At 68.3% G+C, this 26,567-nt stretch carries 24 protein-coding genes and 4 pseudogenes; 13 read left to right on the top strand and 15 right to left on the bottom strand.

Going from position 1 to position 26,567, the window contains the following annotated elements; genetic code table 11:
• Positions 1–441: 441 nt before the first annotated feature.
• The 4 genes and pseudogenes from OIU81_RS38405 to OIU81_RS42610 all read left to right on the top strand — a co-directional run bounded on the left by OIU81_RS38405 (position 442) and on the right by OIU81_RS42610 (position 4,551).
• Positions 442–1,638 carry an IS110 family transposase gene (locus OIU81_RS38405; protein WP_329142155.1) on the top strand — a complete coding sequence of 399 codons (1,197 nt, stop codon included), beginning with the start codon at positions 442–444 and terminating at the stop codon, positions 1,636–1,638.
• A 489-nt stretch (positions 1,639–2,127) separates the two neighbouring features.
• Positions 2,128–2,696, top strand: a pseudogene (locus OIU81_RS38410) (site-specific integrase); the annotation flags it as partial.
• A gap of 64 nt (positions 2,697–2,760) precedes the next feature.
• Positions 2,761–3,979 (top strand): annotated as a pseudogene (locus OIU81_RS42605) (IS256 family transposase); the annotation flags it as partial.
• Between the two features lie 194 nt (positions 3,980–4,173).
• The gene (locus OIU81_RS42610) at positions 4,174–4,551 is read left to right on the top strand and encodes a transposase (protein WP_443074901.1); all 378 of its coding nucleotides are present in this window, start codon (positions 4,174–4,176) and stop codon (positions 4,549–4,551) included.
• Between the two features lie 382 nt (positions 4,552–4,933).
• Here the strand turns inward: OIU81_RS42610 and OIU81_RS38420 are convergent, their stop codons facing one another.
• Genes OIU81_RS38420 through OIU81_RS38430 form a run of 3 tightly spaced genes read right to left on the bottom strand, consistent with a single transcriptional unit; the run spans position 4,934 to position 7,329 of the window.
• The gene (locus OIU81_RS38420) at positions 4,934–5,827 is read right to left on the bottom strand and encodes an IS3 family transposase (RefSeq protein WP_329142503.1); all 894 of its coding nucleotides are present in this window, start codon (positions 5,825–5,827) and stop codon (positions 4,934–4,936) included.
• 36 nt (positions 5,828–5,863) lie between these two features.
• Positions 5,864–6,988 carry an IS30 family transposase gene (locus tag OIU81_RS38425; RefSeq protein WP_329142502.1) on the bottom strand — a complete coding sequence of 375 codons (1,125 nt, stop codon included), beginning with the start codon at positions 6,986–6,988 and terminating at the stop codon, positions 5,864–5,866.
• A gap of 35 nt (positions 6,989–7,023) precedes the next feature.
• Positions 7,024–7,329, bottom strand: coding sequence for a transposase (locus tag OIU81_RS38430; RefSeq protein ID WP_329142501.1), 306 nt, complete (start codon positions 7,327–7,329; stop codon positions 7,024–7,026).
• 41 nt (positions 7,330–7,370) lie between these two features.
• Between OIU81_RS38430 and OIU81_RS38435 the strand changes: the two genes are divergently transcribed.
• From OIU81_RS38435 to OIU81_RS38455, 5 genes and pseudogenes are all read left to right on the top strand, one after another.
• Complete coding sequence (locus OIU81_RS38435; protein ID WP_329142500.1) at positions 7,371–9,137, top strand: tyrosine-type recombinase/integrase; 1,767 nt, start codon at positions 7,371–7,373, stop codon at positions 9,135–9,137.
• A 63-nt stretch (positions 9,138–9,200) separates the two neighbouring features.
• Positions 9,201–9,719 (top strand): annotated as a pseudogene (locus OIU81_RS38440) (IS701 family transposase); the annotation flags it as partial.
• A 71-nt stretch (positions 9,720–9,790) separates the two neighbouring features.
• Positions 9,791–10,210, top strand: a complete 420-nt coding sequence (locus OIU81_RS38445; protein ID WP_329142499.1) for a hypothetical protein — start codon at positions 9,791–9,793, stop codon at positions 10,208–10,210.
• Between the two features lie 103 nt (positions 10,211–10,313).
• On the top strand, positions 10,314–10,487 hold the full coding sequence (locus OIU81_RS38450) for a hypothetical protein (protein ID WP_329142498.1): 174 nt from the start codon (positions 10,314–10,316) through the stop codon (positions 10,485–10,487).
• 846 nt (positions 10,488–11,333) lie between these two features.
• Entirely contained in the window at positions 11,334–12,257 is a 924-nt protein-coding gene (locus OIU81_RS38455) for a hypothetical protein (RefSeq protein ID WP_329142497.1), read from the top strand.
• 697 nt (positions 12,258–12,954) lie between these two features.
• On the opposite strand, the gene OIU81_RS38460 is transcribed toward OIU81_RS38455, so the two are convergent.
• The 6 genes and pseudogenes from OIU81_RS38460 to OIU81_RS38480 form a co-directional block, all read right to left on the bottom strand.
• Positions 12,955–14,229 carry a COG4705 family protein gene (locus OIU81_RS38460; protein ID WP_329142496.1) on the bottom strand — a complete coding sequence of 425 codons (1,275 nt, stop codon included), beginning with the start codon at positions 14,227–14,229 and terminating at the stop codon, positions 12,955–12,957.
• Positions 14,230–14,267: 38 nt separating this feature from the next.
• Positions 14,268–15,536: a sensor histidine kinase gene (locus OIU81_RS38465; RefSeq protein WP_329142495.1), complete on the bottom strand. Its 1,269-nt coding sequence runs from the start codon at positions 15,534–15,536 to the stop codon at positions 14,268–14,270.
• Positions 15,527–16,180 carry a response regulator transcription factor gene (locus OIU81_RS38470; RefSeq protein WP_329142494.1) on the bottom strand — a complete coding sequence of 218 codons (654 nt, stop codon included), beginning with the start codon at positions 16,178–16,180 and terminating at the stop codon, positions 15,527–15,529. The genes OIU81_RS38465 and OIU81_RS38470 overlap by 10 nt, the downstream gene beginning before the upstream one ends.
• 156 nt (positions 16,181–16,336) lie before the next feature.
• Positions 16,337–16,663, bottom strand: a complete 327-nt coding sequence (locus OIU81_RS38475) for a hypothetical protein (RefSeq protein ID WP_329142493.1) — start codon at positions 16,661–16,663, stop codon at positions 16,337–16,339.
• A gap of 299 nt (positions 16,664–16,962) precedes the next feature.
• Entirely contained in the window at positions 16,963–17,199 is a 237-nt protein-coding gene (locus OIU81_RS42615; RefSeq protein ID WP_443074893.1) for a DUF5133 domain-containing protein, read from the bottom strand.
• 116 nt (positions 17,200–17,315) lie between these two features.
• A pseudogene (locus tag OIU81_RS38480) lies at positions 17,316–17,852 on the bottom strand (sodium-dependent transporter); the annotation flags it as partial.
• Between the two features lie 180 nt (positions 17,853–18,032).
• On the opposite strand from OIU81_RS38480, the gene OIU81_RS38485 reads away from it, so the two are divergent.
• A complete protein-coding gene (locus tag OIU81_RS38485; protein ID WP_329142492.1) occupies positions 18,033–18,869 on the top strand; it encodes a COG4705 family protein in 837 nt (278 codons plus the stop codon).
• Positions 18,870–18,979: 110 nt separating this feature from the next.
• On the opposite strand, the gene OIU81_RS38490 is transcribed toward OIU81_RS38485, so the two are convergent.
• Together OIU81_RS38490 and OIU81_RS38495 are read right to left on the bottom strand one after the other, a co-directional pair.
• A complete protein-coding gene (locus tag OIU81_RS38490) occupies positions 18,980–19,198 on the bottom strand; it encodes a helix-turn-helix transcriptional regulator (RefSeq protein ID WP_329142491.1) in 219 nt (72 codons plus the stop codon).
• Positions 19,199–19,207: 9 nt separating this feature from the next.
• Positions 19,208–19,615 carry a hypothetical protein gene (locus tag OIU81_RS38495; RefSeq protein ID WP_329142490.1) on the bottom strand — a complete coding sequence of 136 codons (408 nt, stop codon included), beginning with the start codon at positions 19,613–19,615 and terminating at the stop codon, positions 19,208–19,210.
• An 85-nt stretch (positions 19,616–19,700) separates the two neighbouring features.
• Here OIU81_RS38495 and OIU81_RS38500 point away from each other — a divergent pair, with 85 nt between their 5' ends.
• Positions 19,701–20,186 (top strand): alpha/beta hydrolase, encoded by a 486-nt coding sequence (locus tag OIU81_RS38500; RefSeq protein ID WP_329142489.1) that lies wholly within the window; start codon positions 19,701–19,703, stop codon positions 20,184–20,186.
• Positions 20,187–20,609: 423 nt separating this feature from the next.
• On the top strand, positions 20,610–21,584 hold the full coding sequence (locus tag OIU81_RS38505; protein WP_329142488.1) for a response regulator transcription factor: 975 nt from the start codon (positions 20,610–20,612) through the stop codon (positions 21,582–21,584).
• Positions 21,585–21,627: 43 nt separating this feature from the next.
• On the opposite strand, the gene OIU81_RS38510 is transcribed toward OIU81_RS38505, so the two are convergent.
• From OIU81_RS38510 to OIU81_RS38525, 4 genes are all read right to left on the bottom strand, one after another.
• Entirely contained in the window at positions 21,628–22,464 is an 837-nt protein-coding gene (locus OIU81_RS38510) for an undecaprenyl-diphosphate phosphatase (protein WP_329142487.1), read from the bottom strand.
• Between the two features lie 89 nt (positions 22,465–22,553).
• A complete protein-coding gene (locus OIU81_RS38515) occupies positions 22,554–23,771 on the bottom strand; it encodes a glycosyltransferase family 4 protein (RefSeq protein WP_329142486.1) in 1,218 nt (405 codons plus the stop codon).
• A complete protein-coding gene (locus OIU81_RS38520; protein ID WP_329142485.1) occupies positions 23,768–24,550 on the bottom strand; it encodes a polysaccharide deacetylase family protein in 783 nt (260 codons plus the stop codon). Before OIU81_RS38520 ends, OIU81_RS38515 begins: the two co-directional genes overlap by 4 nt.
• A complete protein-coding gene (locus OIU81_RS38525) occupies positions 24,547–25,935 on the bottom strand; it encodes a glycosyltransferase (RefSeq protein WP_443073897.1) in 1,389 nt (462 codons plus the stop codon). The genes OIU81_RS38520 and OIU81_RS38525 overlap by 4 nt, the downstream gene beginning before the upstream one ends.
• Before the next feature lie 240 nt (positions 25,936–26,175).
• On the opposite strand from OIU81_RS38525, the gene OIU81_RS38530 reads away from it, so the two are divergent.
• Positions 26,176–26,565 (top strand): BlaI/MecI/CopY family transcriptional regulator, encoded by a 390-nt coding sequence (locus OIU81_RS38530; RefSeq protein ID WP_329142484.1) that lies wholly within the window; start codon positions 26,176–26,178, stop codon positions 26,563–26,565.
• The last annotated feature ends 2 nt before the right edge of the window (positions 26,566–26,567 follow it).

Below are 26,567 nucleotides of genomic sequence, written 5' to 3' on the forward strand. Positions count from 1 at the left end.
CTGGTGAGCTCCGCGATCGGCTGACCGCCCTCAGCTACAACATCGAGCAACAGCTGGCCGAGCTTGCCCGGAGCCGGCGGGCGCGGATCACGTCCGCCGTGTGGACGAGGGGCGCGCCGCTTCCGGCGGTGTCGTCGACGAGCAGTACATCCAGGCCCGTCACGTCTCCGAGCGACGCGGCGTTCCGGATGCCCGCCAGCGTGGTCAGGCGGCTCTACCTTCTTGATCGGGTTGATCGAGCCATTCGTAGGGTTGGGTCGCCCAGGGGTGCTGGGTGTGGCTGTCAGGCGGCTGCCACCTTGTGGCTTGCGAGGCTTCGCCGCCCGGCACCCCACGACGACTCGGCCGCCGATTAGGAAGTGCGAACAAGTCGCTGCGTAGAGCAATGCCGGCGAAGTCGTCCGTGGCACGAACAGTACGAACACGAACGTCAGGAGCACGATGAGCCGGATATGGGCGGGGATCGACAGCGGCAAGGGCCACCACCACGGCCTCGCCTTGGACACCGACGGCAAAACACTGCTGTCGCGGCGGGTCGCCAACGACGAGCCCGAGCTGCTGAAACTGCTCGGTGACGTCCTCGACCTGGCCGACGGGCGTCAGGTCACCTGGGCCATCGACATGACCGGCGGAGAACCCGCACTGCTGCTGGCCCTGCTGGTCAACCACGGCCAGGAGATCCTGTACATGCCCGGCCGGCTGGTGAACCGGGCCTCCGACGGCTACCGCGGCGAGGGCAAGACCGACGCCCGCGACGCCTACGTGATCGCCGACCAGGCCAGGATGCGCCGCGACCTGCGGCCCATCCGCCCCGGCGACGAAGCCGCCATCGAGCTGAAGCTGCTGACCGGACGCCGCGCCGACCTGGTCGAGGACCGCACCCGCACCGTGAACCGCCTGCGCGGCACCCTGCTGAGCATGTTCCCCGCCCTGGAACGGGCCCTGGACGTGACCAACACCGGCCCGCTCAAGCTGCTGACGGGGTACCAGAGTCCGGCCTCGATCCGCCGCGCCGGGGTCACACGGCTGACCAAGTGGCTGGCCAACCGCACCGTCCGCAACGCAAGATCCCTGGCCGAAGCAGCCGTTGAGGCAGCAGAGCGGCAGCACACCGCCATCCCCGGGGAGAAGACCATAGCCAAGCTGGTCCACACCCTGGCCGGGGAGGTGATGACCCTCAACGAGCAGATCTCCGAGATGGACAAGCTCATCGAGGGCCGGTTTCGCGAGCACGAACTCGCCGACATAGTCCAGAGCGTCCCCGGCATCGGTGCCGTGCTGGGAGCGGAATTCCTCGCCGCTGTCGGCGGCAGCCTGGACGACTTCGACTCTCCGGACGCCCTGGCGGCCTTCGCCGGCGTTGCGCCCGCGCCTCGCGACTCGGGCAAGGTCAGCGGCAACCTCCACCGGCCGGTCGCCTACCACCGAAGACTCCAGCGCGTCTTCTACACCTCCGCGCTCGTCAGCGTCCGCTGCGACCCCAACTCGCGGAAGTTCTACGACCGCAAACGCGCCGAGGGAAAGAAGCACGTCCAAGCCGTGCTCGCCCTCGCCCGCCGCCGCGTCAACGTCCTGTGGGCCCTGATCCGTGACCGACGGTGCTACGAGGTCGCACCCCCAGTGGCTACAGCGGCTTGACAACTTCATTAGGAAGCATCGATACTGTCGCTGGTGGTGCGGGTGATCCCGACAGTCCGCACGTCGCGGATCCCGAGACGAGGGGCGAGCCAAACCGCCGGGATCACGCCGCCGCGCATGATGCCTACCACGGCTTGCCGATGTGGAGACTGGGTGGAGATCCGCCCAGCCTCCGGTACGTCGACGGGCAGGCACCCGCCTGGCAGGAGCTCCGAGCGGGGCCGGTGGAGCGGGGTGTCGCGCCGCACCGGAGACCCGCCGGGGTGTCAGTGTGACCAAAAACCCTGCGTCTCACTTCGTCTCACACATCTCTCACAAACGAGAGCGCACGGGAGCACGCGGGGACCTCTGACCTGGACATTCGTTGTCGCCACGGACCACGGTGGACCCCGGTAGACATTACATAGGCTAGGAGCAGATTCTAGTGATCAGTTACAAGTCCCAGGTCAGAGGTTGTTTCAGCTGTTCGCCGAGGGCTGATATCTCACATATCTATTGCTGGAACTGCGGCACAAGGTCGAGATCCATCGGATGACTGGGCGGGTCGTCGAGTGCCCGATCGACGAGATGAACCGCCCGCGGGGATCCAAGGACGCTGCCCTGTGGATCCCGCCGACCGAGCCGGAGGCCAGGCGCTGTTCACCGGCTGGGGCGGCGAGCTGGCGACCTGCCGCAAGTTCGCCCCCACCGCGCGGAACTGCACCGCATCGAATCTGATGTCGCAGGTCGGGCTCGGGGTGAGCGAGGCATGCAAACTCGACCTGGCCGACATCAAGTGGGACCTGGGCCGCTTCGGCAAGCTCCATGTGCGTCACGGCGAGGGCGCCCGCGGCTCGGGTCCGCGCGAGCGGATGGTGCCGCTGATCAACGGCGCCGACCGCATGCTGCGGTGGTTCATCGAGGACGTCCGGGGCCAGTTCGACGACGACCGCACTCGACCCGGTGCCCCGCTGTTCCCCTCCGAGCGCAAGGGCACCGACGGCTCCTCGCGCCTCGTCGGCGACGACGCGTTGCGCAACGGTCTGGCCGCCGCGGCGGAGGTCGCGTCCAAAAGGTGGTGTAAAGGCGACGAGCGAAGGTTTCGGACTGAACGGCCAAGTTCGTACGAAAGGACCCACGCTCGTGCAGTCACGAGTATCGCCCATCCAGGCGATCCATGCCGAGATCGATGCCGTCTTCGCCCAGGGCCGACCGCTGGCCGAGTGTCTGGAGGATGTTGCCCGTCTCGGCGCCAGGTGATCATCCAGTTCGCGTTGGAAGTTGAGGTCGAGGAGTTCCTCGGCCCGGCCCACTACCAGCGCGCCGGTGCCGCCGCTGATGGTGAGGCCGGTGAGACGGAGGGGGTCGTACCGGTCGTGCGGGCCGGCACCGCAACGGGCATCGCGAGGCGACCATCAAGACGACGTCCGGACCGGTGACGGTGGCCCGTCCCAGAGGGCGGGGCACCACGGAGGCGTTCGCTCGCGTCTGTTCGGCACCGCGGTGACGTGGACGAATGCGCTAGAGTCGCTGGTGTTCGCCTCGTTCGTCCGCGGCCTGTCCACCCGGGACGTGGAGAACATCCTCGCCGAAGCCCTCGGCTCCGACGCGGCGCTGTCGAAGTCCACGGTCTCCAACATCTGCCAGGCCATCCGCGGCGAGTATGACGCCTGGTGGATGCGCGACCTGACCGGCGTCACGCTGGACTACTTGTTCATCGACGCCTCGCACTTCCGCATGCACCCGAACGTGCCCGCGGAGCCGGTGCTGGCCGCCTGGGGTATCGACACCGACGGCAAACCCGTCTTCATCGGCCTGGAAGCCGCCGCCTCCGAGTCCCACGACGCCTGGGTCAACTTCTCTGCCGGGCTCCTGGATCGCGGGCTGGAGCCTCCGCTGCTGGTCATATCCGACGGCGGCAAGGGACTCATCTCCGCCTGCGAGCTCGTCTTGGGCCGGGCCTGCGCCAGCGGTGTCTCATTCATAAATGCCGCAACGTCGTCTCGAAGGTCAGCCTGCACGACCAGGAACAGGTCAAGAAGGAGTTCTGGGAGATCTTCGATACCGCCGCACTCGGCCTTGCCCCGGCCAGCTGCTCGTCGTCGCCGTCGAGCGCCTCCTCGGCGACTTCGCGGCGAAGCGGGAGAAGACCTACCCGGCCGCGGCCAATTCCCTTCTGGTCGACTGGAATTCACTCGCCACTTACCTGCGGTGTCCCGCCGATTACCACAAGCGCATCCGGCACTGCAACTTTATCGAGTGGACCTTCAGCGAGACCCGCCGCCGTGTCAAGGTCATCGGCCACTTCCCCGGCGAGACCAGCTGCGTCTCCCTCGCCTTCGCCGTCCTTTCCAGGGCTGCCACAGCACCCTGATCGAGGGCGCTGACGGTGTATCGGTTGCGGTGCTGGACGGTGACGTTGACGGTGCCGGTGTGGCATCGAAAGCAACAACTCTGAGCCGTGAGGCGGCGGCTGCGCACGGGCTGAGCCCGCGCCTGCTCGACGAGCTGGCCGAACTCGCCGAGGTCAAGGTCCGCGATGGCGGGCTGAAGCTGATGGGCGAAGGCAGCCTGCTGGTTGAGCTGACCAGGCATCTCATGCAGGCCGCCGTCGAGGCGGAGATGGACCAGCATCTGGGCGAGGAGGCCGGCCGCACCGGTGGCTGGGGCTCTCGTTCTGGCGGCAACGCCCGCAACGACTACCGGCCCAGGAAGGTCATGACGGAGGTCGGCGCCGTGGCGGTGCAGGTCCCGACTGAAGATCACGGTGGAGACCACGGCCTGACCAGTGAGACCGCTTTGCGGTGCGGCGCTGCTCGCGCAGACCCCACTCCTTCAGGGCGGCTGCTCCCGCCAGGTGCAGGAAGTGGGTGGACACGGTGTCGCTGGGAAACTTTGTCCGGTCGAGCAGTAGGGAAGGCAGGCGCGCGGTGATGTTGCTCGCACGCCGATTCGGGTTCCGTTGGCGCCGGGTTGGCGGCGTTCTGGTGGGTGTAGCGGGTTGGCCAGCATCTTTGCAGCTCAGAAGTGGTGTGGGGTGGATTGGCGCAAGTGCATGTGTCGCCGCCTCTGGCAGGACGCACGCTGACTTGATGCTGACTTTCATGATGGGCCATCAGATAGTGTTGATGGGGCGTCATGTTGGACTGTTCGCTTGGTGTGGATCAGAGGCGGATTGCCACGGGTGTCGAATGCTGTCCGGGTTCGATTTTCGGAGCCGGACTGCTGGTATCGCCGCTGTTGCGAATAGTCCGGCATGCCGAATGCGTTGCTGGCGGTGGGGTGAAGTTTCCCCGTGATCCTGGACACTCTTCTTCTACGCTGCGAGTGTTTGGGCGTTACGGAACCGCTGACGCGTCTCGTGGGGTGTGAGGTACCCGAACACAGCGTGTTTGCGCAGGCGGCGCCGGTTGTAGAAGGTCTCAATGAACGTGAACACGTCGGCGCGGGCGGTCGCCCGGTCGGGCCAGATCCGGGTGCCGATCTCTTCCTTGAGCACGGCCCAGAAGCTCTCCGCCGCGGCGTTGTCGAAGCAGGAGCCAGTCCTGCCGGTGCTCTCACGAAGCCCCAACGTGTGTACTTCTGCGCGGAATTCAGCTGAGGTGTACTCGCTTCCGCGGTCGCTGTGTGTGATGCAGCCGTCTTCCAGGCCGCCCCGGCCGTGGGCCATCCGCAGTGCGTCGACCACCAGCGCGGCACGGTGGTGGTCCGCCATCGCGTAACCGACGACCTCGCGGGTGGCCAGGTCCAGCCAGCAGGCCAGATACAACCAGCCCTCACGGGTGGGCAGGTACGTGATGTCCCCAACCAGCCGGGTGCCGGGCCGGGCGGCGGTGAAGTCACGGCCGATCAGGTCCGGGGCGGGCCGTGCCTGCTTGTCGGGACGGGTCAGCGAGCGGCGTCTTCGGCGTGTGACGCCGGTGATCCGACGTTCGCGCATGACCCGCTCCACCCGCTTGCGGTTGACTGGTCGGCCCAGCCGCCGTAGCTCGGCGTGCACGCGCGGAACACCGTAGGCGCCCTTCGAGGCCAGGTGGATCACGGTGATCTCGTGGGCCAGCGCGTCATCCGCCCGCGTCCGGGCCTCCCGGGCATCCTCCGCCTCCAGCCAGGCGTAGAACGAGGAGCGGACCACGCCCAGGACACGGCACAGCAGGGCCACCGGGTAGACGGCCTTCTCCGCAGCGATGAACTGGTAGAACTCGCTCACCGATCGCTGTCCTTCGCGAAGAAGGCCGCCTTAGATTCAACCGGTCAAGGCAACACTCTCGGCCGGGGTGCGGAATCCCAGGCACTTGCGGGGGCGGTTGTTGAGTTTTGCCGCGATGGCATCAAGGTCGCCCTGGCTGAACGTCGAGAGGTTCGTCCCTTTGGGCAGGTACTGCCGGAGCAGCTTGTTGGTGTTCTCGTTGGTGCCCCGCTGCCAGGGGCTGCGTGGGGCTGCGAAGAACACGTCGACGCCGGTGTCGGTGCTGAGACGCTTATGGGCTGCCAGTTCCATGCCGCGGTCCCAGGTCAGCGTGCCTCGTAGTCGGGAGTCCATGCGCGTGTATGTCTCGGCTAGAGCTGGAACGACAACGTTGGTGTGGCGGCTGGCGAGTTTCACGACCGTGAGGAACCGCGTCTTTCGGTCGACCAGGGTGGCGACCTGGCTGTTGTTCGAGCCGATCACCAGATCGCCTTCCAGATGTCCGGGCTCGCTGCGGTCCTCCGCGGCCTGGGGGCGCTCCTCGATCGGCCGGGCATCGGTGATCTGCGAGCGCCATTGTCCCTTCACCGTGTGTCGCTTGTTCTTCCGGATCGGGCGGCCGGTGCGAAGGCGTTTGCAGACCTCGCGGGGGATCACTTTCCACCGGGTGGTGTAGACCGACCGGTAGATCGTCTCGTGGCTGATCTCCATCGCCGGGTCATTGCCGTGATAGCGACGAAGGTGGCCGACTATCTGCTCGGGTGACCACTCCTCGCAGAGCAGGGTCAGCACCTTCTGCCTGAGCGCCGGTCTGGTGGCGAGCAGGCACCGTTTCGGGCGCCTGGCGCGGTCAAGTGCCCGTTCCTGCGCAGCGATTGCCCGGTAGACGTCGCGTCCGCCGTTGTTGCCGACTTCACGGCTGATCGTCGACACCGCACGCCCCAGCAGGCTGGCGATCGCCCGGTAGGAATGGCCGGCACAAAGCCCGCGCGAGATCTCTTCCCGCTCGCCCAAGGTCAGGCTTCCAGCGCGCGCCTTGCGAGGCGCGGGAGCGATTCCTCCGTGATGCTTGAGGACGGTGAACACCGAGCCGGGCGGTTTGCCGATCTGTCTCGAGATGACGCTGATCGACTCCCCGGACCTCCACCGCCGCCACAGGTCGGCCTTCGTCTCGTCCGACATCCCCGGCCGACCCAATCTCGCCACGTATACCGTCCTCAACCAGCACTGTTGCTCTGACCGGTTGAATCTAAGGCCGCTTTTTTCAGGATCTCGATCGTCTTCTGCTGTTCGGCGCTCTGCCTGCGCAGCCGCTTCAGCTCCTCGCGCTCAGCGCTGGTCAGCTCGCCCGACGTGCCCCCGCCGCGGTCGATCCGGTCACGCTTGACCCAGCCACGCAGACTCTCCGGACTCACCCCCAGATCCCGCGCGACCTCCGTGATCGTCTTGTCGGAGGAGCGGGCCAACGCGATCGCGTCCCGCTTGAACTCCTCCGAATACCGCTTGGAGTACTGACTACCCACCTGGCACTACTTCCTCTGGAACCTCATGTCCCAGTCTCCAGGTGTCCAGTCACAAGGGGAAGCTTCATGGCGGTATTCGCCCCCTGTTCTTCGCCACCGCGGGCCTGCACATCGACCTAGCCGCTCTGGCCCATCCCGTGATGGCGGTCGCCGCACTGGCGGTGCTGGCGGTTGCCGTGCTCGGGAAATTCGCCGGAGTGTTCCTCGGGGCGCTTCTCGCCCGGCTCGGCGTGTGGGAGGCGCTGGCCATGGGCGCGGGAATGAACGCACGCGGTGTCATCCAGATCGTCATCGCCACGGCGGGCCTGCGCCTGGGCGTACTGACCACGGCCACCTACACCATCGTCGTCCTGGTCGCGGTCGTGACCTCGGTGATGGCTCCCCCCCCGTCCTGTAAGCGGGCGCGTGAGGGCCTGCCGTCGCTTGCGATCAGCCGTGACGGACGGCCGATGAGGGTCACCGGCTACACCCGCCGCGAGACCTTCAACGAGGCCCGGTCGATCCTGCGTGACGCGATGGAGACCGGGGAGGCCGAACGCATCGGCCTGCCACGGGAGTTCATCATCGCTCTGCCAAAGGCTCAACGCGCCGACCGCACCCGCAACCCGTTCCCCGACCCGGTGGCCCGGGCCATGGCCGACGAGGAAAACCTCCAGGTACTCGACGACCGCTTCGACCCGAACGACATGGGCTATCGCGACATCTGGGAGGCCCTGGTGTTCACCGGCCGCCGGGCCTCGGAGATCACCGAACTGCGGCTGGAATGCACGTCGATCCACCGCAAGGTTCCCTTCCTCTGGCATGACCAGACGAAGGTGGGCAACCTCGACGAGGCCATCCGCATCCCGCAACGCCTCTACGAGCGGCTTCAACTGCGCAACCAGCGCACCGTCGAACGCTTCGAAGACCGCTACGGCCGCAGCCCCAGTGCGAAGGAACGCAAGGCGCTCGCCCTGTTCCCCTCGCCCCACAAGAATCCCGACGGCACGGTTGTGATCACCTACAGCATCTTCGGTGACGCCTTCAGGGACTGGCTGGAGGCGCTGGACATCGGCGCCTGGGTGCCCCATCAGGCCCGCCACACGCTGGCGACGAACCTGCTCAAGAGTGGCGCCGGCCTGCACCACATCAAGCAGTACCTCGGCCAGATCTCCGTACGGATGGCCGAGCACTACGCGAAGGTCGCGTCCTCGGAGGTCGACGACGCACTCGAGCGGGTCTGGGTCAGCGGACCGGGATCGGCCGAGCCGGGCCGGCTGCTCGCCTCGCCGTCCGAGCACATGACCCGGGCCGAAGCCCAGGCCATGGCCATCGACCTCGCGCGCCGCTGCACCCCGGCCGAGGGCGGATTCTGCACCTACCAGCCCGTGGTGCGAGGGGACGCGTGCCCGTGGGACCTGGACTGCCACAACTGCGACAAGTTCGTGATGTCCGGCGCCGACCTCTTGTACTGGCGTCGCAAGGCGGAGCAGTGGGCCTCGCTGGCCAAACGTGCCCCCGACGACCGCACGGCCGACTACCTGCACTCCGTATTCGAGCCCACCGCCCGCGCGATCGGCGGCTTGGAGAAGGCACTGGCCGGCCTCGGCATGCTGGAGGACGCCCTCGCCCTGGACCTGCGCCGGCCCCAAGACTACTTCGACCGCATGTGGTCCCAGCCTCGTGCGCGTCAAGAGCGTCGTCGACCAGCTCGCCAAGAGCGGCAGTGCGATCACCGTGGCCGAGGTCGCCCGGCAGGCGGACGTCTCACGCACTTTCCTCTACGAGCGCACCGAGGCCCGATCCATCGTCACCCAGGCCGCCGCTAGTACTGCAACGACACTCCGTGACTCGATGCGGTCGTCGTCGTTGCTGGTTTCGTGGTGGACGAGATAGTTGATGGTTGGTCAGATTTGTTCGGTGACTTCGTGGCGCGGTTCGCGGGACGCTTCGGGCGGGTGGAGTCGAGGCGGCGGATGGTGTCCTACCTGCGGGGACTGCTCAGCGAGGCGGAACGGAAGAACGGCTGGACCTTGGCCGAGGCCGCCGGCGACGACGGCCCCCAGGGGATGCAGCGGCTGCTGAACCACTACCTGTGGGACGCCGATGCCCTGCGGGACGACGTCCGCGACGCGGTCGTGGAGCAGATCGCAGATCCCGACCGGGGAATTCTGATCCTCGACGAGACGGGTTTCCTGAAGAAGGGCATCAAGTCGGCGGGTGTGGCCCGGCAGTACTCGGGGACGGCTGGCCGGATCGAGAATTCCCAGATCGGAGTGTTCCTGGCCTATGGATCCGACCGGGGGCGGGCACTGATCGACCGCGAGCTGTATCTCCCGAAGGACTGGATATCGAACCGCGAACGGTGCCGGGCTGCCGGAATCAGCGACGATATCGAGTTCGCCACCAAGCTACGGTGGGACACGAAGACCTCCGTGCGGTGCAGTCCTAGACAACTCCACCACACCGGAGGTCTTCGCCATTGATCAAGACCCAGCAGCTGTTAACAACGCTCGTGATCAATACACCTAGGGCTCGCGGGCTGCGGGCGCAGACGGATCAAGCCCAGCGCGACGCGGTTGAGGCGTCCTGGCGAGAACGCGCACTCAACACCGAGGAAGCCCTCAAGAACACCAACGCGGAGGTCGTCAACCAGCGAGAGCGCATCGCCGAACTCCTCGGCCAGATCGCTGCGCTGCAGGGCGAGTGGACCGATGCGGACGTCGTCCGCATCACCACCGCGAACGTCGCCCTGCAACGCGAGGTCAGATCGCTGACGGCCGAGCGGGAGCGCCTGACCAAGCGTCTCGCCGCGGCCCGGGACAACACGCGGTTCGCCGACAAACGCATCGCCGCACTCGAAGCCCAGATTGCCGAGCAGCTCACCGCCCCACCCACCTAGCGACGCTCGGCCCTCACTGCCAGGCTTGCAACCGGTACCCAGGTACAGGTTTACCGTCGAAGGTGTCTCCACCACCGGGGACGTGACGACGGGAGCGAGTGCGATGAGTGATCTTTCGTGGGTGCCGCAGTCCTGCACGCTGCCCACCGAGGAGCAGCCACTGCGGGTCGCCGAATGGGATGCGCTGTTCACCGGGCGCCTGCAGGAGCTGTCCCGGCCGCAGCAGCTCCACGCGTCGTGGCGGGCGCCCTGGTGTGCCTCGTCGGCATGGCCGTGATCATGTGCGCCCCGCGCGGGAACTGACCACGCTCCCCGAAAGCGTGCGCATTGCCGGTTGACCAGCGGTTCCTTGCTCACGCGGCTGCCGCGCATGTGCACTATAGGGAGCGTGACTTCATGAGCACTGGCTCCTGCGGAAACACCGGATTCCGCGCCTGGTGAGCAGCGCGTGTGCTCGGTGATCATGAGCAGCATGGCCCGACAGGCTCTGAGCGGTCGTCACTTCGGGTAGCCGGCTCCGATTCTTGGGCGGCAAGCAGGTTTTTGCCACGCTCTCCTCTGGAAGCTGGAGGGAAGGGGGTGAGCTTCAATGGTCTCGACGAGCGCCGGGTCGCTTGCGTTTCCTGCCCCGCCGGACAAGCGAAGAGCGGAGGATAGGTGACAGGCCATCTGTATCAGTGGCACTCAACCGGCAAGCAGACCAATACTCGCCAATTCCATTCCTTGGGCAGTTCGCTGAGTCGGGCGCACCCGGAATGGGCGCCCGGCCACCTTCGGCAGCGGGAGGCCCCATTGCGCATGCCGCGCCGGGCTGGTTACAGTCACCATCGCGCTCAACTTGAGCGATTGAGGAGGTTATGCCCGAGATGAATAGTTCCGAGGAGCAGGAAACGGACCTCGCCTACATTGATGAGACCGACCTGGCAGCAGTGTACGGCGGTGGTGTCGGTCACCACCAGACCCACGGGCACGCTACTGCGGACTGAACGCTGTGGCGCGCGGGTAATCCCTCGCGCGCCACTCCCTTCTGTTCGATCCCCGTCCTTTGGTGTCGCGCTGCTTGAGGCTTGTATTCGGACGTTTCCAAGAGTTTGAGAATACGCCTACGCAAGAAGGCGAGGTTATGGCAGCTTCACGCCCCGAAGGCAAGGCAAGCGAGTTTCACCTCGACGATACGCGGCGGGGTGAGACGCCCCGCATGGAGTCGCCAATCGACAGCTTTGGGCGAAATTACCTGAAGCAGTACGGCTTCGAGTGGGAACGTGACGCTGTTCGTGTCCGTGTGCAAAGCGATTTGATGCCGCTGAACGAGCGTCTGAGTGTATCGAATGGAGTGCGGCCGGCCGATGACCCGCGTTACCGGTCCCATGCTTCTGTGCCGATGTGGCCCTGGCGCACACTCGACGCTGCCGAATGCGAGACGCTGTGTGCGCCGCCCGGGCAATGGGATATGCGCCGAATGGTTGGCGTCTGCCGTTTCCCCCCTTCGGTGCATCGCGCACTCGTCCGCGTGGCACTCGCTTACGCGAATGCCTTCAACGCGCACGATGAACAGGGTGTTGACGTAGTCAATCGGGATGCAGCCGACCTTCTCGGAGAATATCTTATTACGCGGGAAGGTTTCGGCCTAATTGGTTTGGCGGCTCGCGACCCAGGGCTTGTGACAGTTACTCCGAGAATAGAAACGGGTCTCCTCACAGGACTGCACGTTGACGGCTGGGACACTTTCAGGCCGGTTGGGCTGGCTACCAACCGTGTAGGGGTGAATCTAGGGAAAGGGTCGCGATCGCTTCTCTACGTGCCGTTCGCCGCCGATGTGTTGGGGCTGACAGACCACAAAACGTGGGATCGGCGTATCCCCGGCTTCTTCACCGCACACCCGCAGTGCCCTGTCCTACGGGTCCGCATTGACCCGGGAGAGGCGTACATCGCCCCCACTGAACTGGCTCTCCATGATGGAAATACCGAGGGAAACCAGGCGATCGACGTCTGCCTACACGCGCGAGGGCAGTTCGGAATCACTGAACGCTTTCCAGCTTTGGGTTGAGACATGGTGAAGGACGAGGACGGAGCGAAGAGCGGATGCTCCCCCGCTGGAAAGATCATAAACGGCGGATAGATGGAGACTACTGACCGTAGCGGCCGTTCATGATCCCGCCTAATGCCCAAACAGTGCTCCTGATCGCGCGGAAGTGCTCATGAAACCGCGGAACCTACATGCACGCTGCCTGTAGGTTCCTCTTGATCATTAGCACTGGCTCCTGCGGAAGCGCCAAAATCCGCGCTTCGTGAGCAGTAACCGCTTCGGCAAGTTGTGAGCAATCCGAGCCCGACGACTGCAAAGGTGATTACTTTCCGTGGTGCCACCCAGCCGCCCAGTGCGGTGACCGCATACGTTCACTGGGCCTCCGCTACGCCGGATCGGTTCCTGGTGTGGCTCAGTTTTGATTCAATCCCGGACGGCATGGCGCTGAGGCAATGCAGCCCGTTCGGGCAAGCGGAACGTGACCGGCGTCGTGCCCGTGACTGACCAGCCTGGGGCAACAGCGGGGCGGTCGAAGCCATTGACGCCGGCTTCGACCGCCCCACGGGAGTCTGCTGACATGCCCGGGCTGCCACGGGCGGCCTCGGCCGCCTGCGCTGTCCGCGGCTCGACGGCGTGTGCCGGGGCGGCGCGGTTCTCGGCGCAGCCCGGCACACCGAGCCCGACGGCCGGGTGGGCCGGCCCGGCGCTGTGCGGTCTGTCAGCCCATGTCCGTCAGGAGGGCGGTCAGTTCCTTTTCCTGCTGTGCAGGCGACATCGGAGGGTTCGGGTGGTCGATGCCGAAGGTCTTGAGCACCTTGTCCATCTGGGCGTCGATGGAGGTCCAGCCGGTCTGGTCCAGCGGCTGCAGTGACGCCTGGTCGGCGTCCCACAGGTCACGCAGCGACTGGGCGGCCGCGTGCGCTCCGGTCGCGTTCCCCGAGCGTGCGTCCTTGAGCGAGGTGGAGGCGAGGGTCTTCAGCGCGGCGACCTTCGCGGGCGGGAAGTTCTTCACCGCTTGGCCGGGAGCCATCTGGACGGCGGAGGTGTTGTCGGTCTCCGGCGCTGGGCCGGCGTGCGGCTGGCCGTGGGCCCAGATCAGCAGGCCCGTGGTGGCGACGGCGAGCAGTCCGAAGCCGGCCAGCGCGGTGCGCTCCTTGCGCGGGTCGCCGGTGACGGGTGCGGCGTGGGTCGCCTCGCGGGTCTCGGTCACATCCGCGCGCGTCACTGTCAGGTAGACCACCGTCGCCAGGATCAGGCCGAGGAAGATCAGGCTGGTGGTGAATGTGCCCAGGTCGAGACCGGTCGGGTCGCCCGGGTTCTGGGCGACCTTGGGGGAGGCGAGCCAGTCGCCGATGTTCGCTCCCAGCGGGCGGGTCAGGATGTAGGCGAGCCAGAAGGACAGCACCGGGTTCGCGCCGAACTTCCACAGCGCCGTGATCGCCGCGATGAGGCCGAGCGGCAGCAACACCGAGACGCCCGGGCTCCAGCCGGTCAGCTCCAGGGTCCAGTCGCCGGTCGCGGTGCCGAGCGCGAAGGTGACGAGAACGGCGAGCCAGTAGAACGACTCCCGCGGGAGCGTGGTGACCGAGTGGATGGACAGCGTGCGCTCACGCAGCCACCACACGCCGAAGACCACCGCCAGCAGCACCGAGAAGACCGCGGAACTGATCCACAGCGGCACGTTCAGCTGGTCGGTCAGGATGTCGGTGTACAAGGTGCCCGTGACGCTGACAACGACCACGGTCAACCAGTAAGGGAACGGGACGTACCGCTTCAGCCGCAGCTGGACGGCCAGGACCACCACGAAGACCGCGGTGAAGATCCAGGCCGTGTTCACCAGGCCGACGCCCAGCTTCATGTTGATCCAGTCGGCGAAGCTCTCACCCACGGTGGTGCACAGGATCTTGATCACCCAGAACCAGATGGTGACCTCGGGGACCTTGTTGAGCATGAGGCGCCCGCTGCGCGTGGGTGCTTCCGTTGTCGTTGTCATGCGGGGAGGTTTACGCGGGGAACCTGCACGTAACCTGACTACGTGGCCGCACGGGCGGCCGGGAGCGTCACCTCGACGTGGCCGCGGCCGTCGGCGATCGCGCGGACCTCCACACCGGCCGAGGCGGCGATGCGCCTGACCACCGGCAGCCCCAGCCCGTACCCGGCGCCGCTGGTCACCCCCGCTTCGAAGACCCGGTCGACGTCCGCGGGATCGAACCCGGGGCCGTCGTCCAGGACGTCGACCACGATGGCCTCGCCATGGTTGCGCCCGGTGATCCACACACGGGACTTCGCGTGCCGCAGGCCGTTCTCCAGCAGGGGTGACAGCAGCGACACGGCGACGTCGGCCGGCACGGCGACCTCGACCTTCGCGGGAAAGGCGACCTCGACCGCGCGGCCGGCGATCGCCTGCCGCGCGGCGGAGCCCAGATCGCACCGGGTCCCAGCGTCGGTCCGTGCGCGCGCGGCGCGCAGAATCGTCGTGATCGCCGCGTCGAGGCGGTCGACCTCGCTCAGCACCGCCTCCGGCGCCACCGGCTCGCCGGACAGCTGCGCCAGCTGAGCCTCGGCCCGCAGGACCGTGAGCGGTGTCCGCAGCTCGTGGGCGATCTCATCGGTGAGCCGGCGCTCGTCCGCCAGCGCGTTGTCGACGCGCTCCAGGAGGCGGTCCAGGGTCTGTCCCAGTTCCCCGAACTCGTCGCGGGGGGCTCCAAGGTCGAAGCGGCGCCCGGGTTCGTGATGGCCCCATTCGTCGGCGAGGGCGGCCATCTCCTGCACGACCCGCAGCGCGCGGCGCACTGCGAGGTGTGCGACACCGCCGGCCAGGAGGATTGCGAGGCCGCCCAGGATCAGCGACAGGGTCAGGCTGCGCTGCTCGGATGTCTCGTAGGGCGTGAGGTCCACCCGGACGATCACCATGACGTGGTGGCCGTCGATCGGGACCTGCCGCGCGTACAGGAGGTAGTCGCCGACGGCGGCGGTCTGCGATCGCCCTGAGCCTGCCAGCGCCTCGACGCGCGCGACCACGCTTGCCGGTACGTTCCCGTCGATCAGGCGGCCGTCGGCATACACCCAGGCGACCTCGTCCAGCGCCTCGCTGCTGTTCTCCGTCAGTACGACACGGCCGGCCTTGGCGGTGACGTTCGCCGCGACCGCCTCGGCGCGGGTACGCGCCATATCGTGCGCGTCGGCGTCCGTCACCTGGCTCAGCAGCACGTGCGAGACCACGACCAGTATCGCGACCACGGCGGTGGCGATCAGCACAGTGAGCGCGACGACCCTGCTGCGGAATCCCGTCACTGCCATCGGTAGCCCACACCGCGGACGGTCGCCAGACGCTCGGCCACACCCAGCGGACGGAGCTTGGTCCGCAGCCGGCGCACGAAGGAGTCGAGGGTGTTGTCGCTGACCTGCGCTCCGTGCGGCCAGCCGGCAGCGATGAGGGCGTGGCGGCGTACCGCGTCGCCCTGCGAGGCGATCAGGCGGCCCAGTAGCCGGAACTCGGTCGGGGTCAGGCTCATGCTCTCCGAATCGTAGGTCACCACGTGCTTCGCCGGATCGAGGACGACCTCGCACGGTGCGGGCGCCACGATGGCCCGGCGCAGCAGCGCCCGGACACGGACCAGCAGTTCCGGGATGTCGAAGGGCTTGGTCATGTAGTCGTCGGCGCCGGCCTCGAAGCCGCCCACCTTGTGATGCAGGCCGTCCAAGGCGGTGAGCATCAACACCGGCACGTCGACGCCGCGAGCCCGCAGGGCCAGGCAGACGTCGCGGCCGTCGGCGTCCGGGAGCCCGAGATCCAGGACGACTAGATCGGGCGCCGGTGCGAACTGCCGCAGCAGGCTATCGGCCGTGGCGGCGACGGAGACGGTGTGGCCGTCATGCTCCAGGGCGCGCTTGAGAACGCCGCGGACCGCCGCGTCGTCCTCGCACACCATGATGAAAGCCACGCGCTGACCCTAGATACTCCCGTCCCAGTTCTCCATCTGCCCAGGTCATCCGCCTGACGGCCTGGAGCACGCCGTTGGTGCCGCACGCCCATGCCCTGCCATGAAGCCGCGACGGTCGGGTGCCACCGGCCGAGCCGCAGACGCCATTGCGCCAGGTCACCGTTCGCTCTTCGACCGGGTGAGCGGGCTGATCCTGGAGGAATTCCCGCAGGCGAGCGTGGCACTGTCGTACGGAATGCCCCCTACCGGGTCGAAAAGCGCAGGCTGTACATCGGTGTCTGGCACCACGGCGTCTCGATCTACGGGCGGGGAACAGACCGCGATGGTGGCTTCAGCTCCCGCCATCCCACGCTCATCAGCGGAAAGGCCAGGAGGTTCGCCGCCGGGTCGATCGCCCGGGGCATAGTCGCCGATAGCTACCGGCCCGACCGCTCCGGCCTTGATCGGCGAGGCGATCTGCCTCGCCTGCATGGCGGTCATCATGTACGCACCCTGCCACCACTGATCAGTGTCCCGGCGACCGCGCCGACGGCCCGCTTCTTCGTCGGATCAGGCCCTTGAACAGAGGGCAGTCGGCATGCGCCGTGAGGCCGGGCAGCGGATACGCAGCAGTGAGCCCCGGTTCGCAGTACGTTGTTCTCAGCTCGCATGATGGCGGTCCCAGATCCGTGGTGGCGAGGATCTGGGACCGTGTTGATCGTCTTCGGACTGCAGCCAGCGTCTCGTATCCGACCTGGACATTTACGGCTGAGCCTCTCAGTGCTGGTTGGGCTGCTTGCGTCTCATCGCCTCGAACATCTGCTGACGGGCGACGTACAGCGCCGTGTCCAGTCGGCGGGTGCCCCGGTGAGCAGGCACAGTGCGTGGGCCGCGTCTTCGAGCCGACGGGCGGTCTCGGCGCTGTGGTCGACGGCCAGGCGGCGCCTCAGCGTTTCGCATCGTTCGACCAGCTCGCGCAAGTGCGGGGGGTACGCCATGACCAAGTCTGTCTCCCGTGCGGGCTGGCCCGCATCGATCATTCTTCACCCATACGGTCGCAGCCATCGACGCCTGTCGCATCCTGGGAACAGGCTGCGACAGCTTGCGCGCACCGGTGTCCTGCGGCCCCCGGCGTCGGGCCGGGGGCCGCGATGTTTTAGGCAATAGAACGCAACACCGTGGGAGGCCGGACCCGTACGACTCGGTTGGCGGCTGTCTTCTGGAGCAGGCCGTAGGCGAGGACCGGGAGCAGTAGGTGTGGTTTGTCCGGGAGCGCGGCGGTGATCAGTACGGCGCTGGCGCTGCTGTTGTTCATGCCGCAGGCGAGGGTGAGCGAGGAGGCGGCGGGCGGGTCCAGCCGCAGCACCCGCGCCGCGCACCCGCCGAGCACGAACGACAGCTGGCAGACCAGTGCCGCCACGACCAGCGCGGCGCCCAGCAGCAGCGGGCGTGGCCGGGCGACGAAGGAGCCGAGGGCGCCGCTGGCGTTGACGTACGTCAGGACGAGCGAGCCGGCCAGGGCCACAGGCACGACTGCGCCCAGTACTCGGACGAGCAGGGACGGGGGCAGGCTGAGGCGGACCAGGATGCCCGCCGCGCAGGGCAGCACCACGCCGACGAGGGCGAAGCCCCCGCCCGCAGTGTGGACGCTCGCGGCGAGCGAGTCGGCGTAGCCGCCACTGGCGGTCGGAGCGGGTGCGTGCATGGCGGTCTTCTTCCGTCGCGGGGGCAGGGGCGGGACGGAAGACCGCTATGCGGAGACCATGTGCGTGCGTGTGCATGGAGCTATGGTGCGAGCACAGAACGGGCGGGGCGGGTGATCCACGGCGACAGTCAGGATCTGTTCAGGTGCCCGGTGCCACGGTCGGGCAGCATGACATACGAGACATCTGAGAATCCGGTGCTTCAGGAGGCCGGCCGGGCAGCCCCTTCCCGTCACCGGCTGCGCTGGAACAAGGTGCCCGAGGTCACCGTCTACTTCTGGGTGATCAAGGTGCTGTGCACCACGGTCGGCGAGACCGCCGCCGACCTCCTGAACGAGAAGGCCGGCCTCGGGCTGACCGGAGTCTCGCTCCTGATGAGCGCGCTGCTCGCCGTCGTGCTCGTGGTGCAGTTCCGCACAAAGGGCTACCGCCCGGGGGTGTACTGGCTCGCCGTCGCCTTGATCAGCGTCGTCGGCACCCTGGTCAGCGACAACCTCACCGACAACATGGGCGTGGCGCTGGAGACCACCACCACGGTCTTCGCGATAGCCCTGGTGATTGTCTTCGCCCTCTGGTACCGCGCCGAGCGCACGCTGTCGATCCACCACGTCGACACCACCCGCCGCGAAGCGTTCTACTGGCTCGCTGTCCTGTTCACCTTCGCGCTCGGCACCTCCGCCGGCGACCTGGTCGCCGAGAAGATAAACCTCGGCTACTGGGTGTCGGCCGTGCTCTTCGCCGCGGCCATCGCCGCGATCGCCCTCGCTCGGTTCTCCCTCGACCTGAACGCGGTCTGGAGCTTCTGGATCGCCTACATCCTCACCCGGCCCCTCGGCGCGTCGATCGGCGACTACCTCTCCCAGCCGACCGGAGACGGCGGCCTGGGCCTGGGCACGGTGGCGACCAGCGCGTTGTTCCTGGCCGTCATCCTGGGTCTGGTCGTGTATCTGGGTGTGACGCACAAGGACGTCAGCGAGCCGGAGCGGGCCACCCGGCACGCGGACTGACCTGCCCCGCCCGCTCGCGTTCAAGGTGCGCTCGTCCCGGTTTCGGGGCGAGCGCCCTTTCGTTCACTGATTCCTCATGCGGCCTGTCGAGGCCGCATGAGGAATCAAATTCAGGCCGGGTTGCCAGTCGTTTCCGGCCGGTCAGGACGGAAGATTCCCTCGATGGTCAGGCCGAAGACGTCGGCGATGGTGAACGCCAGAGGCAGGCTGGGATCGTGCCGCTCGGTTTCGATGGCGTTGATGGCCTGCCGTGAGACTTGGCACCGGTCGGCCAGGTCGGCCTGGCTCCACCGGCGGGCTGCACGCAGTTCGCGTAGTCGGTTCTTCACAGTGCTCCGTCACCGGTTCAGGCGGGTCCGCAGGTCAGCGATCGTCATCCAGATGGCCACGCCGCCGAGGAGGATCAACTGCGCGAGCTGATGGAGCTGGATGATGCCTGCGGCATCGAGCAGGGTGGCCACTTGCAGCCCCACGAGGACTGCGGCGAACGCGATGGCCATGCTCTCCAGCTGAATCCTGCGCAGGTATTCGTCCGCGCGCCGGAATGCCCGCAGCAGCGCCCAGGTGATCGCGAGGGTGAAGACGGCGGTGGTCGCGATCCACCAAGCCTTCTGGGCGGTGCTCGGATGAGGGTTGCTGCCCAGGGCCAGGGCTATCACGCCCAAAGTGGACACGGGTATGCCGTCGATGAGTACAGCGCGGCGGGCCGCGCGCGTCACCTGGTCCTGCTGTACCTGCTTTGCCATGCGATGAATGTAAGGTGTCCTTTCCATCAAGTCAAGGATACTTGACTTGATGGAAAGGACACCTTACATTTTGGGATGGTGAACGGTGCGGCTCACCCTGCCCGCACCAACCGGTCCGCATCCCCTGGGCACGGTCGCGGTGCACCTGGTCGACCGGGCGCGCGTCGATCCCTGGCAGGATTCCCGCCCGGCTCGGGAGCTCATGATCCAGCTCTGGTACCCGGCACGCGCCGCCCATGGCCACCCGCCCGTGCCGTGGATGTCACCCGGCGCCGTCACCTTCTTCGAGCGGGAACAGGGCATCCCGTCCGGCACGCTGCTGCTGCCCACCACGCACGCCCACCCGGCCGCACCGGTGGACCGCGGCCGGTGCGGGAGGCCGGTCGTCCTGTACTCACCGGGCCTGCGCAGCGATCGCAGCCTCGGCACTGTTCTGATCGAGGAACTAGCCAGCCACGGCTACCTGGTCGTGGCCGTCGACCACACCTACGACGCCGACCAAGTCGAGTTTCCCGGCGGCCGGGTGGAAACCTTCTCCATTACCGGCGACACCGCAGACCTGAAGGGGTGACCGTGGTGCGGGTATGGCGGGTGCCTCATCGGAGGAACCGGATCTGCGGGTAGCGGGGCGAGGGGTGCTGGAGCAGGATGCTGGTCAAGGGCCTGACAGGAGTCTTCGACCCACCACCCGCAAGCCTCTCGATCCCCGGCGCCGACCTGGCACTCACCGCAGCCGCCGCCCTGCTCGCCGTACTGGCAGGAGCCCAGGACGGCAGCTCGGCCCGGCAACCAGAGCAGAACACCGAGCAAGACCACCGCGTGTCCAGTGTGGAGGTGATCCAAAAGGATGTCATCAGGTCATCACCCGCGGGCGGGCTTTGGTGGCTGCCCGTCAGCACAGAGGACACGGGCTCAGACCGCACTCGTCGCTCCCACAGTGCGGGGCGGTCCCGTGGACCAGCGTGCAACGAGCGACCTGTCTACCCTGTCGCCCATGGGCACGCCCGCCACACCGGACCGCAGCCGCCTGCGCGTCCTCGTCATCGAGGACGACGACACCATCGGACGCCACCTGCAAACCGGCCTGCGCTGCAACGGCCACGCGCCCACCTGGAGCCGCACCGGCGCAAGCGGCCTGGCCGAAGCCGCCCGCACCCCCTACGATGCCCTCCTCCTGGACCTCGGCCTGCCCGACAATGGACGGCCTCGACGTGGCCCGCACCCTGCGCACCCGCTGCCCCGACCTGCTCATCATCATCCTCACCGCCCGCACCGACGACATCGACGCCTCGTCAAACCCTTCAGCCTCACCGTCCTGCTGGCCCGCTTGCGCGCCCACCTGCGCCGCCACACCATCACCCCCACCCCCCAGGAAGTACTCCGGCTCGGCGACCTCACCGTCGACACCACGGCGCGGCACTGCACCCTCCACGGCGAAGGGGGCCAACTGCGCCGCAAAGAGTTCGACTACGCGGCGCCCCGCTTCCTGCTCCCCGCATATGCGCTGCTGGCCGTCCCGGTCGCGGACGCCCTGGCCTCCGCGACCAGATCCGCAGGCCCCCGGCTGCGGCCCGCCGCCACCCTGCTGATCGCCGCGCTCGTCGCGGTGCAGCTGGTGAGCCGGCACGCCATCCTGACCCGTGCCGCGCGGACCGCCGCCGACGGCACCGGCGACTACGCCCGCATAGCCGCCGACCTGCGCACCTACGGGGTACGGCCGCCCTGCCTGGTCACCGGTCGGCTGGCCACCCCCGTGGCGTACCAGGCACGCTGCGCCTCCGGGCAGGTCACCGGACACAACCAGAACACCACCGTCGCGAAGGTCCTCGCAACTGCCCGGCACGAGCCGGTCGCCGTTCTCGTACGGCCCCACCACAAGGCGCCCGCATACGCCCGCCGTTGGACCTCCGGCCCCCTGCCCGGCCTGCGTGTCCACCACGGCTACCGCGTCTACCTCTCGCCCGGTTGAGACGGATGGCGCACTGACCTGTACGGCACCTTGCCCGGGGGCGTCAGGCGTTCAGTACACCCGTGGCGAGCAGTCCGAACAGCAGCAGTCCGATGACGATCCGGTAGATCACGAAGGCGCTGAAGGAGTGTTTGGCGACGAATTTCAGCAGCCAGGCGATGGAGGCGTAGGCCACCACGAACGACACGACGGTGCCCACGGCGAGGGGAGCGGCACCCGCACCGGTGCCGAGTGCGTCCTTGAGTTCGTACAGACCGGCGCCAGTGAGGGCCGGGATGCCCAGGAAGAAGGAGAGCCGGGTGGCGGCCACCCGGTCCAGGTCGCGGATGAGGGCGGTGGAGATCGTGGCGCCGGAGCGGGAAAAGCCCGGGAAGAGCAGGGCGAGGATCTGCGAGCAGCCGACGATCATCGCGTCCTTGAAGGTGGCTTCGTCCTCGCCGCGCTTGTGGCGGCCCATCTGGTCGGCCACCCACATGAAGCCGCTGCCGACGATCAGTGAGCCGGCCACCACCCACAGGGAAGCCAGTGGGCCCTCGACGAGGGGCTTGGCGGCCAGGCCGACGATGACGATCGGGATGGTTGCGTAGATGACCCACCAGGCGAACTTGTAGTCATGGTGGTGCCGTTCCTCGCGGTTTTTCAGACCGCGCCCCCAGGCGGTGGCGAAGCGCACGATGTCCTTGAAGAAGTAGACGAGTACCGCAGCGATCGCGCCGACCTGGATCACGGCGGTGAAGCCGACGACCGCGCTGTCGTCGACGGGGATGTTCATCAGCCCTTCGGTGATCTTGAGGTGGCCGGTGGAGGAGACCGGGAGGAATTCGGTCAGGCCCTCGACGACTCCGAGTACGGCGGCTTGACTGACGCTGATCACGCTCATGAGACCTGTTTTTTCCTGGGAGTGGGGCCGGTGATGGGGCAGTCGCATGGCGGTGCGCTGCGGGAAGGCGGGCGCGGTGAGAGGGAGGCTCACCTGCGGAGTCTGCGTACGATGCGGCGCAACCGGCCGCGCCACAAGGCTCGTTGGCGCTGCCTGGCCCGCGCACGGCGCGTGGCGTCCAGTTCGGCGAAGAGCGCGTCATAGGTACGGGCGATGGGAGCCGGGTCGAAGCGGCGGGAGGCGGCCAGGGCGGCCTGGCCCATGCGGCGGCGGGCGTCTTCATCGGCGATGAGGTCGAGCAGCGCGTCGGCCATCGCCCTGTGGTCGCCGACGGGGACGAGACGGCCGTCCACCCCGTCGCGGATGATTTCGGCCGGGCCGAGCGGACAGTCGGTGCTGACAACCGGTACGCCGCAGCGCATGGCCTCGACGATGGTCATGCCGAACGACTCGGCGTCGGAGGCGACGGCCACGATCGAAGCCTTGGCGAACTCGGCCTCGATCGGCGAGCGAACCCCCATCAGCTCCGCGTGTTCGCCCAGGCCGCGGTCGTCGATCAGCTGCTGCAGCCGGTCCTTTTCGGTGCCCGTGCCGTAGATCCGCAGACGCCAGTCGGGCTGTTCGGCGAAGACCTGGGCGAATGCCTCGATCAGCAGGTCGAACCGTTTTCCCCGCACCAGCCGGCCGGCCGCGGCGATCACCTTGGCGGTTCCGTCGGACGGCGCGACGTCCGGCTCGGGCACGCCGTTGGGCACGCCCAGGACCCGTACGCCCGGCAGCCGCATCTTGGCCCGGTAGACGGCGGCGTCCGCCTCCGTGGTGGTGACCACGGTGTCCAAGGTGCCGTAGTGACGGGCGAGTTCGGCGCGCAGCTTCTTGCTGTGGGCGTCGTGGGTGAGGTGTTCCTGGGCGATCCGCAGGGCCCGCCGCGGACCGAAGCGGGCGAGGTAGACGTTGACACCGGGCCGGGTCCCGATGATCACGTCGGCGCCGCAGCCGCGCAGATATTCCTCGGCCCGCCGGTCGGTCAGGCGGCTGTACTGGCGGTACCGCTTCTCGGCGGCGGGAAAGACCTCGGCCGGCTGGTACAGCAGCGGGTCGGCGGCATCCTCGGAGTCGGGGCGGATGTCGACCAGAGGCACCAGCGTCACCCGCGAGTCGACGGCGAACCGTGGGCGTTCACGATGACGCAGCACGGAGGCGATCTCCACATCGTGGTGCTCCGCGAGCGCGGCGGCGAGATGCAGCGTGGTGCGAATGGTCCCGCCGATCCCGTAGACGTTGTGGATCAGAAAGGAGATCTTCACCGGGCATGCTCCTGCTCTTCCTCATGGAGGAGCGCGAGCGTGCGCCCGGACGGCGCAATGCCATGCTCGCGCAGCGGGCCGATGCGCACGCCGTGTTGCTCGCAGGTGTCCAGGAGGCGGGGCAGCGCGCCGAGGGCGCTGCGCCAGGAGCCGGGGGCGGAGGTGCAGTCGGAGTCGTGGAGCAGGATCGTGCCGCCGCCGCACAGGTCGGCGGTGACGGTGCGGTGGACGCTGTCGGCGGTGGCCCGGGCCCGCCAGTCCTCGCCCCAGCAGGTCCACAGCACGGTGGTGAGGCCGAGGCGGCGGGCGGCCAGGTGGGCAGCGGTGGTCATCACCCCGTACGGGGGCCGGAAGAGCCGGGGCGGGGCTCCGATGATGTCGGCGACGGTGTCGCGGCTGCGGGCAAGGTCGTCGTGGGTGGAGCGCGGGCCGCGCAGCAGCAACGGTCGGTGCGCCCAGCCGTGGAGGGCGATCTCGTGTCCGGCGGCGTTCATCTCCCGCACCAGGCTCGGGGTGCGGCGGGCGGCGGAGCCCAGGAGGAAGAAGGTGGCGCGGATTCCGCGCTCGTCCAGGAGGCGGAGAAAGAAGGGGGTGGACAGCGCGTCGGGGCCGTCGTCAAAAGTCAGGGCCACGTGATCGGTCCGGCCGCGTCCGGCGAGGCGGGGCATGAGGCGGTTGCGCAGCGGCCCGAAGGTGGAGACGACCGGGGCCGCGTACGCGAACGCGAGGGCGGGCAGCGCGGCGTAGGCGAGGCCACGGGTCAGGCGGGCGGTGGTCATCGGCGGTGTCCTTCCCTCGGCGCGGCGGCCGGTTCGGCGTGGTCCGGTCGGTGATCCTTGCGGTCGTCGATGCCCCGCAGGACGCCGAGGCCGTTGTGGGTGGCGGCGATGCCGGTGCCCACCGCGGTGGCCCACAGCGCGGTGGCCAGGACGGCGGTGCCGGCGAGCCTGTGCGGGGCCGGGCGGCTGCGTCGGCGGGGCGGGCCCACGGGCGGCGGAGCGGTTCCCGCGCCGCACGCCCGGAGGATGGCCGCCACCGGCCCGGTGTCCGGGTCGGCGGTGAACAGGGCCAGGCCGGCGGCGCGTTGACGCCTGCCGAGTGGGCCGCCGAGCAGGTCGGTCAGGACCGGCTTGAGGTCGGCCGGGTCGCGAATCCAGGTGGCCAGTCCGGCATCGTGCAGGGCGGCGGCGTTGGTCCGGCCATGGCCGGGGATGCAGCGGTAGCCGGCCACCGGCAGACCGGCGGCGAAGGCTTCCAGCGACGTGAGACCGCCGGCGTTCTGGACGAGGACGTCGGCGGCGTGCATCAGGCCGGGCATGTCCTCCACCCAGCCGTAAACATGCTCGATGTCCGCCGCGCGCAGCCGCCCGGCCAGGGCCTCGTTGCGGCCGCAGACCACTACCGGCACCGCGGCGCCGCTGTCGCGGATCTCGGCGGCCACCTGCTGGACCGGGCCGACGCCCCAGGAACCGGCGACCAGCAGCGCCAGCGGTGCGGTGGGCGGCAGCCCGAAGCGGGCCCGGGCCGGCCGCCGCTCCCGGTCGCCGACGGGGGAGAAGCGCGGGTCCACGACCGGCCCGGACTCCAGGGCCCGGGCGGCGCCACAGGCGCGGGCCTGCGCGGCGGGTATCGCGTGGGCGGCCAGGTGGAGGTCGACGCCCGCCGCGACCCACAGCGGGTGCACGGAGAAGTCGGTGAGGTAGGTGATCGCCGGGACGGTGAGCCGGCCGCTGCGCCGTAGCGCCCCGAGGACCTGGCTGGCGCCGGGGTAGGTGGAGACCACCACCCGGGTGTCCGGCGGCAGCGCCCGAAGGGTCCGCTTCTCCGCGCTGCGCAGCAGGGCTCGTGCCCCGGGGCCGCTGCCTCCGGCGCGCTCGGCGGCGGCGTAGATCCGCTGGTAACACCCCGGTGCATGGGTCAGCAGCCGGTGATAGCCGCTACTGATCGCCCTGCCGAGGCGGGCCGGGAGCAGGTCGAGGAAGTCGAGCCGGTCCACCGACCGGCCGTACGCGCCGAGGCGGCGGGCGAGTTCAGCGGCGGCGCCGTCGTGGCCGGCGCCGACGCTCGCGGAGATGATCACGATCCGCCCGCCGGGGCCCGGCGGGCGGGGCCCCGGGAGGGCGATACCGGCCGCTGCCGGATCGGCCGGGCTGGGGGACAACACGCGCGATCAGCCTCCATCGACGTAGACGAACGCACCGCACTGTCTGCGCTCGGACGGCGCAGGGCGGAGGCCGTGGCTCTACAACATGTAGCAGCAAGACTCTACAGCATGTAGTTGTTCGCCTGATGGCCGAGGCAGCTACTCTTCTACAAGGCGTAGTAGATTCGGTGGCCGCCGAGTGGCCACCGGAAATACCGGCGGCGGCGTATCGGGGCCGGGGCGAGGAAGGCGTGTAACGGCATGGGTGACGTGGACCGCGAGGGAGCCGACAGCCGCAGGCGGGCGCGCGGGGAGCTGGAGAGCGGAGTGCTGGCGACGCTGTGGGCGGCGGACGGCTCGCTGACGGCGGCACAGGTCAACGAGCGGCTTCCCGGCGACCTGGCCTACACCACGGTGCTGACGATCCTGTCCCGGCTGCTGGACAAGGGCCTGGTGACCCGGACCAAGGCAGGTCGCGGCTACGCCTTCACACCCGCGCGGGACGAGGCCACCCACACCGCCGGACAGATGCGCTCGCTGCTGGAACACGGCTCGGACCGCGAGGCGGTGCTGTCCCGGTTCGTCGACGAGCTGTCCGCGGACGACGAGCGGCTGCTGCAGCGGCTCCTGGGCGAGCAACGGGAGCAGTGACC

Source organism: Streptomyces sp. NBC_01454 (genome assembly GCF_036227565.1).
In the GTDB taxonomy this organism is placed as follows: Bacteria; Actinomycetota; Actinomycetes; order Streptomycetales; family Streptomycetaceae; genus Streptomyces.

Excerpts from the sequence above, each read along its gene's own strand:
- OIU81_RS38510 (WP_329142487.1), bottom strand. The coding sequence starts at position 22,464 with ATGAGCGTGATCAGCGTCAGTCAAGCCGCCGTACTCGGAGTCGTCGAG.
- OIU81_RS42615 (WP_443074893.1), bottom strand. The coding sequence starts at position 17,199 with ATGATCGATGCGGGCCAGCCCGCACGGGAGACAGACTTGGTCATGGCG.
- OIU81_RS38465 (WP_329142495.1), bottom strand. The coding sequence starts at position 15,536 with ATGGCAGTGACGGGATTCCGCAGCAGGGTCGTCGCGCTCACTGTGCTG.
- OIU81_RS42610 (WP_443074901.1), top strand. The coding sequence starts at position 4,174 with ATGGGCGAAGGCAGCCTGCTGGTTGAGCTGACCAGGCATCTCATGCAG.
- OIU81_RS38455 (WP_329142497.1), top strand. The coding sequence starts at position 11,334 with ATGGCAGCTTCACGCCCCGAAGGCAAGGCAAGCGAGTTTCACCTCGAC.
- OIU81_RS38520 (WP_329142485.1), bottom strand. The coding sequence starts at position 24,550 with ATGACCACCGCCCGCCTGACCCGTGGCCTCGCCTACGCCGCGCTGCCC.
- OIU81_RS38475 (WP_329142493.1), bottom strand. The coding sequence starts at position 16,663 with ATGATGACCGCCATGCAGGCGAGGCAGATCGCCTCGCCGATCAAGGCC.
- OIU81_RS38495 (WP_329142490.1), bottom strand. The coding sequence starts at position 19,615 with ATGGCAAAGCAGGTACAGCAGGACCAGGTGACGCGCGCGGCCCGCCGC.
- OIU81_RS38425 (WP_329142502.1), bottom strand. The coding sequence starts at position 6,988 with ATGTCGGACGAGACGAAGGCCGACCTGTGGCGGCGGTGGAGGTCCGGG.
- OIU81_RS38505 (WP_329142488.1), top strand. The coding sequence starts at position 20,610 with ATGGGCACGCCCGCCACACCGGACCGCAGCCGCCTGCGCGTCCTCGTC.
- OIU81_RS38405 (WP_329142155.1), top strand. The coding sequence starts at position 442 with ATGAGCCGGATATGGGCGGGGATCGACAGCGGCAAGGGCCACCACCAC.
- OIU81_RS38530 (WP_329142484.1), top strand. The coding sequence starts at position 26,176 with ATGGGTGACGTGGACCGCGAGGGAGCCGACAGCCGCAGGCGGGCGCGC.
- OIU81_RS38460 (WP_329142496.1), bottom strand. The coding sequence starts at position 14,229 with ATGACAACGACAACGGAAGCACCCACGCGCAGCGGGCGCCTCATGCTC.
- OIU81_RS38450 (WP_329142498.1), top strand. The coding sequence starts at position 10,314 with ATGAGTGATCTTTCGTGGGTGCCGCAGTCCTGCACGCTGCCCACCGAG.
- OIU81_RS38485 (WP_329142492.1), top strand. The coding sequence starts at position 18,033 with ATGACATACGAGACATCTGAGAATCCGGTGCTTCAGGAGGCCGGCCGG.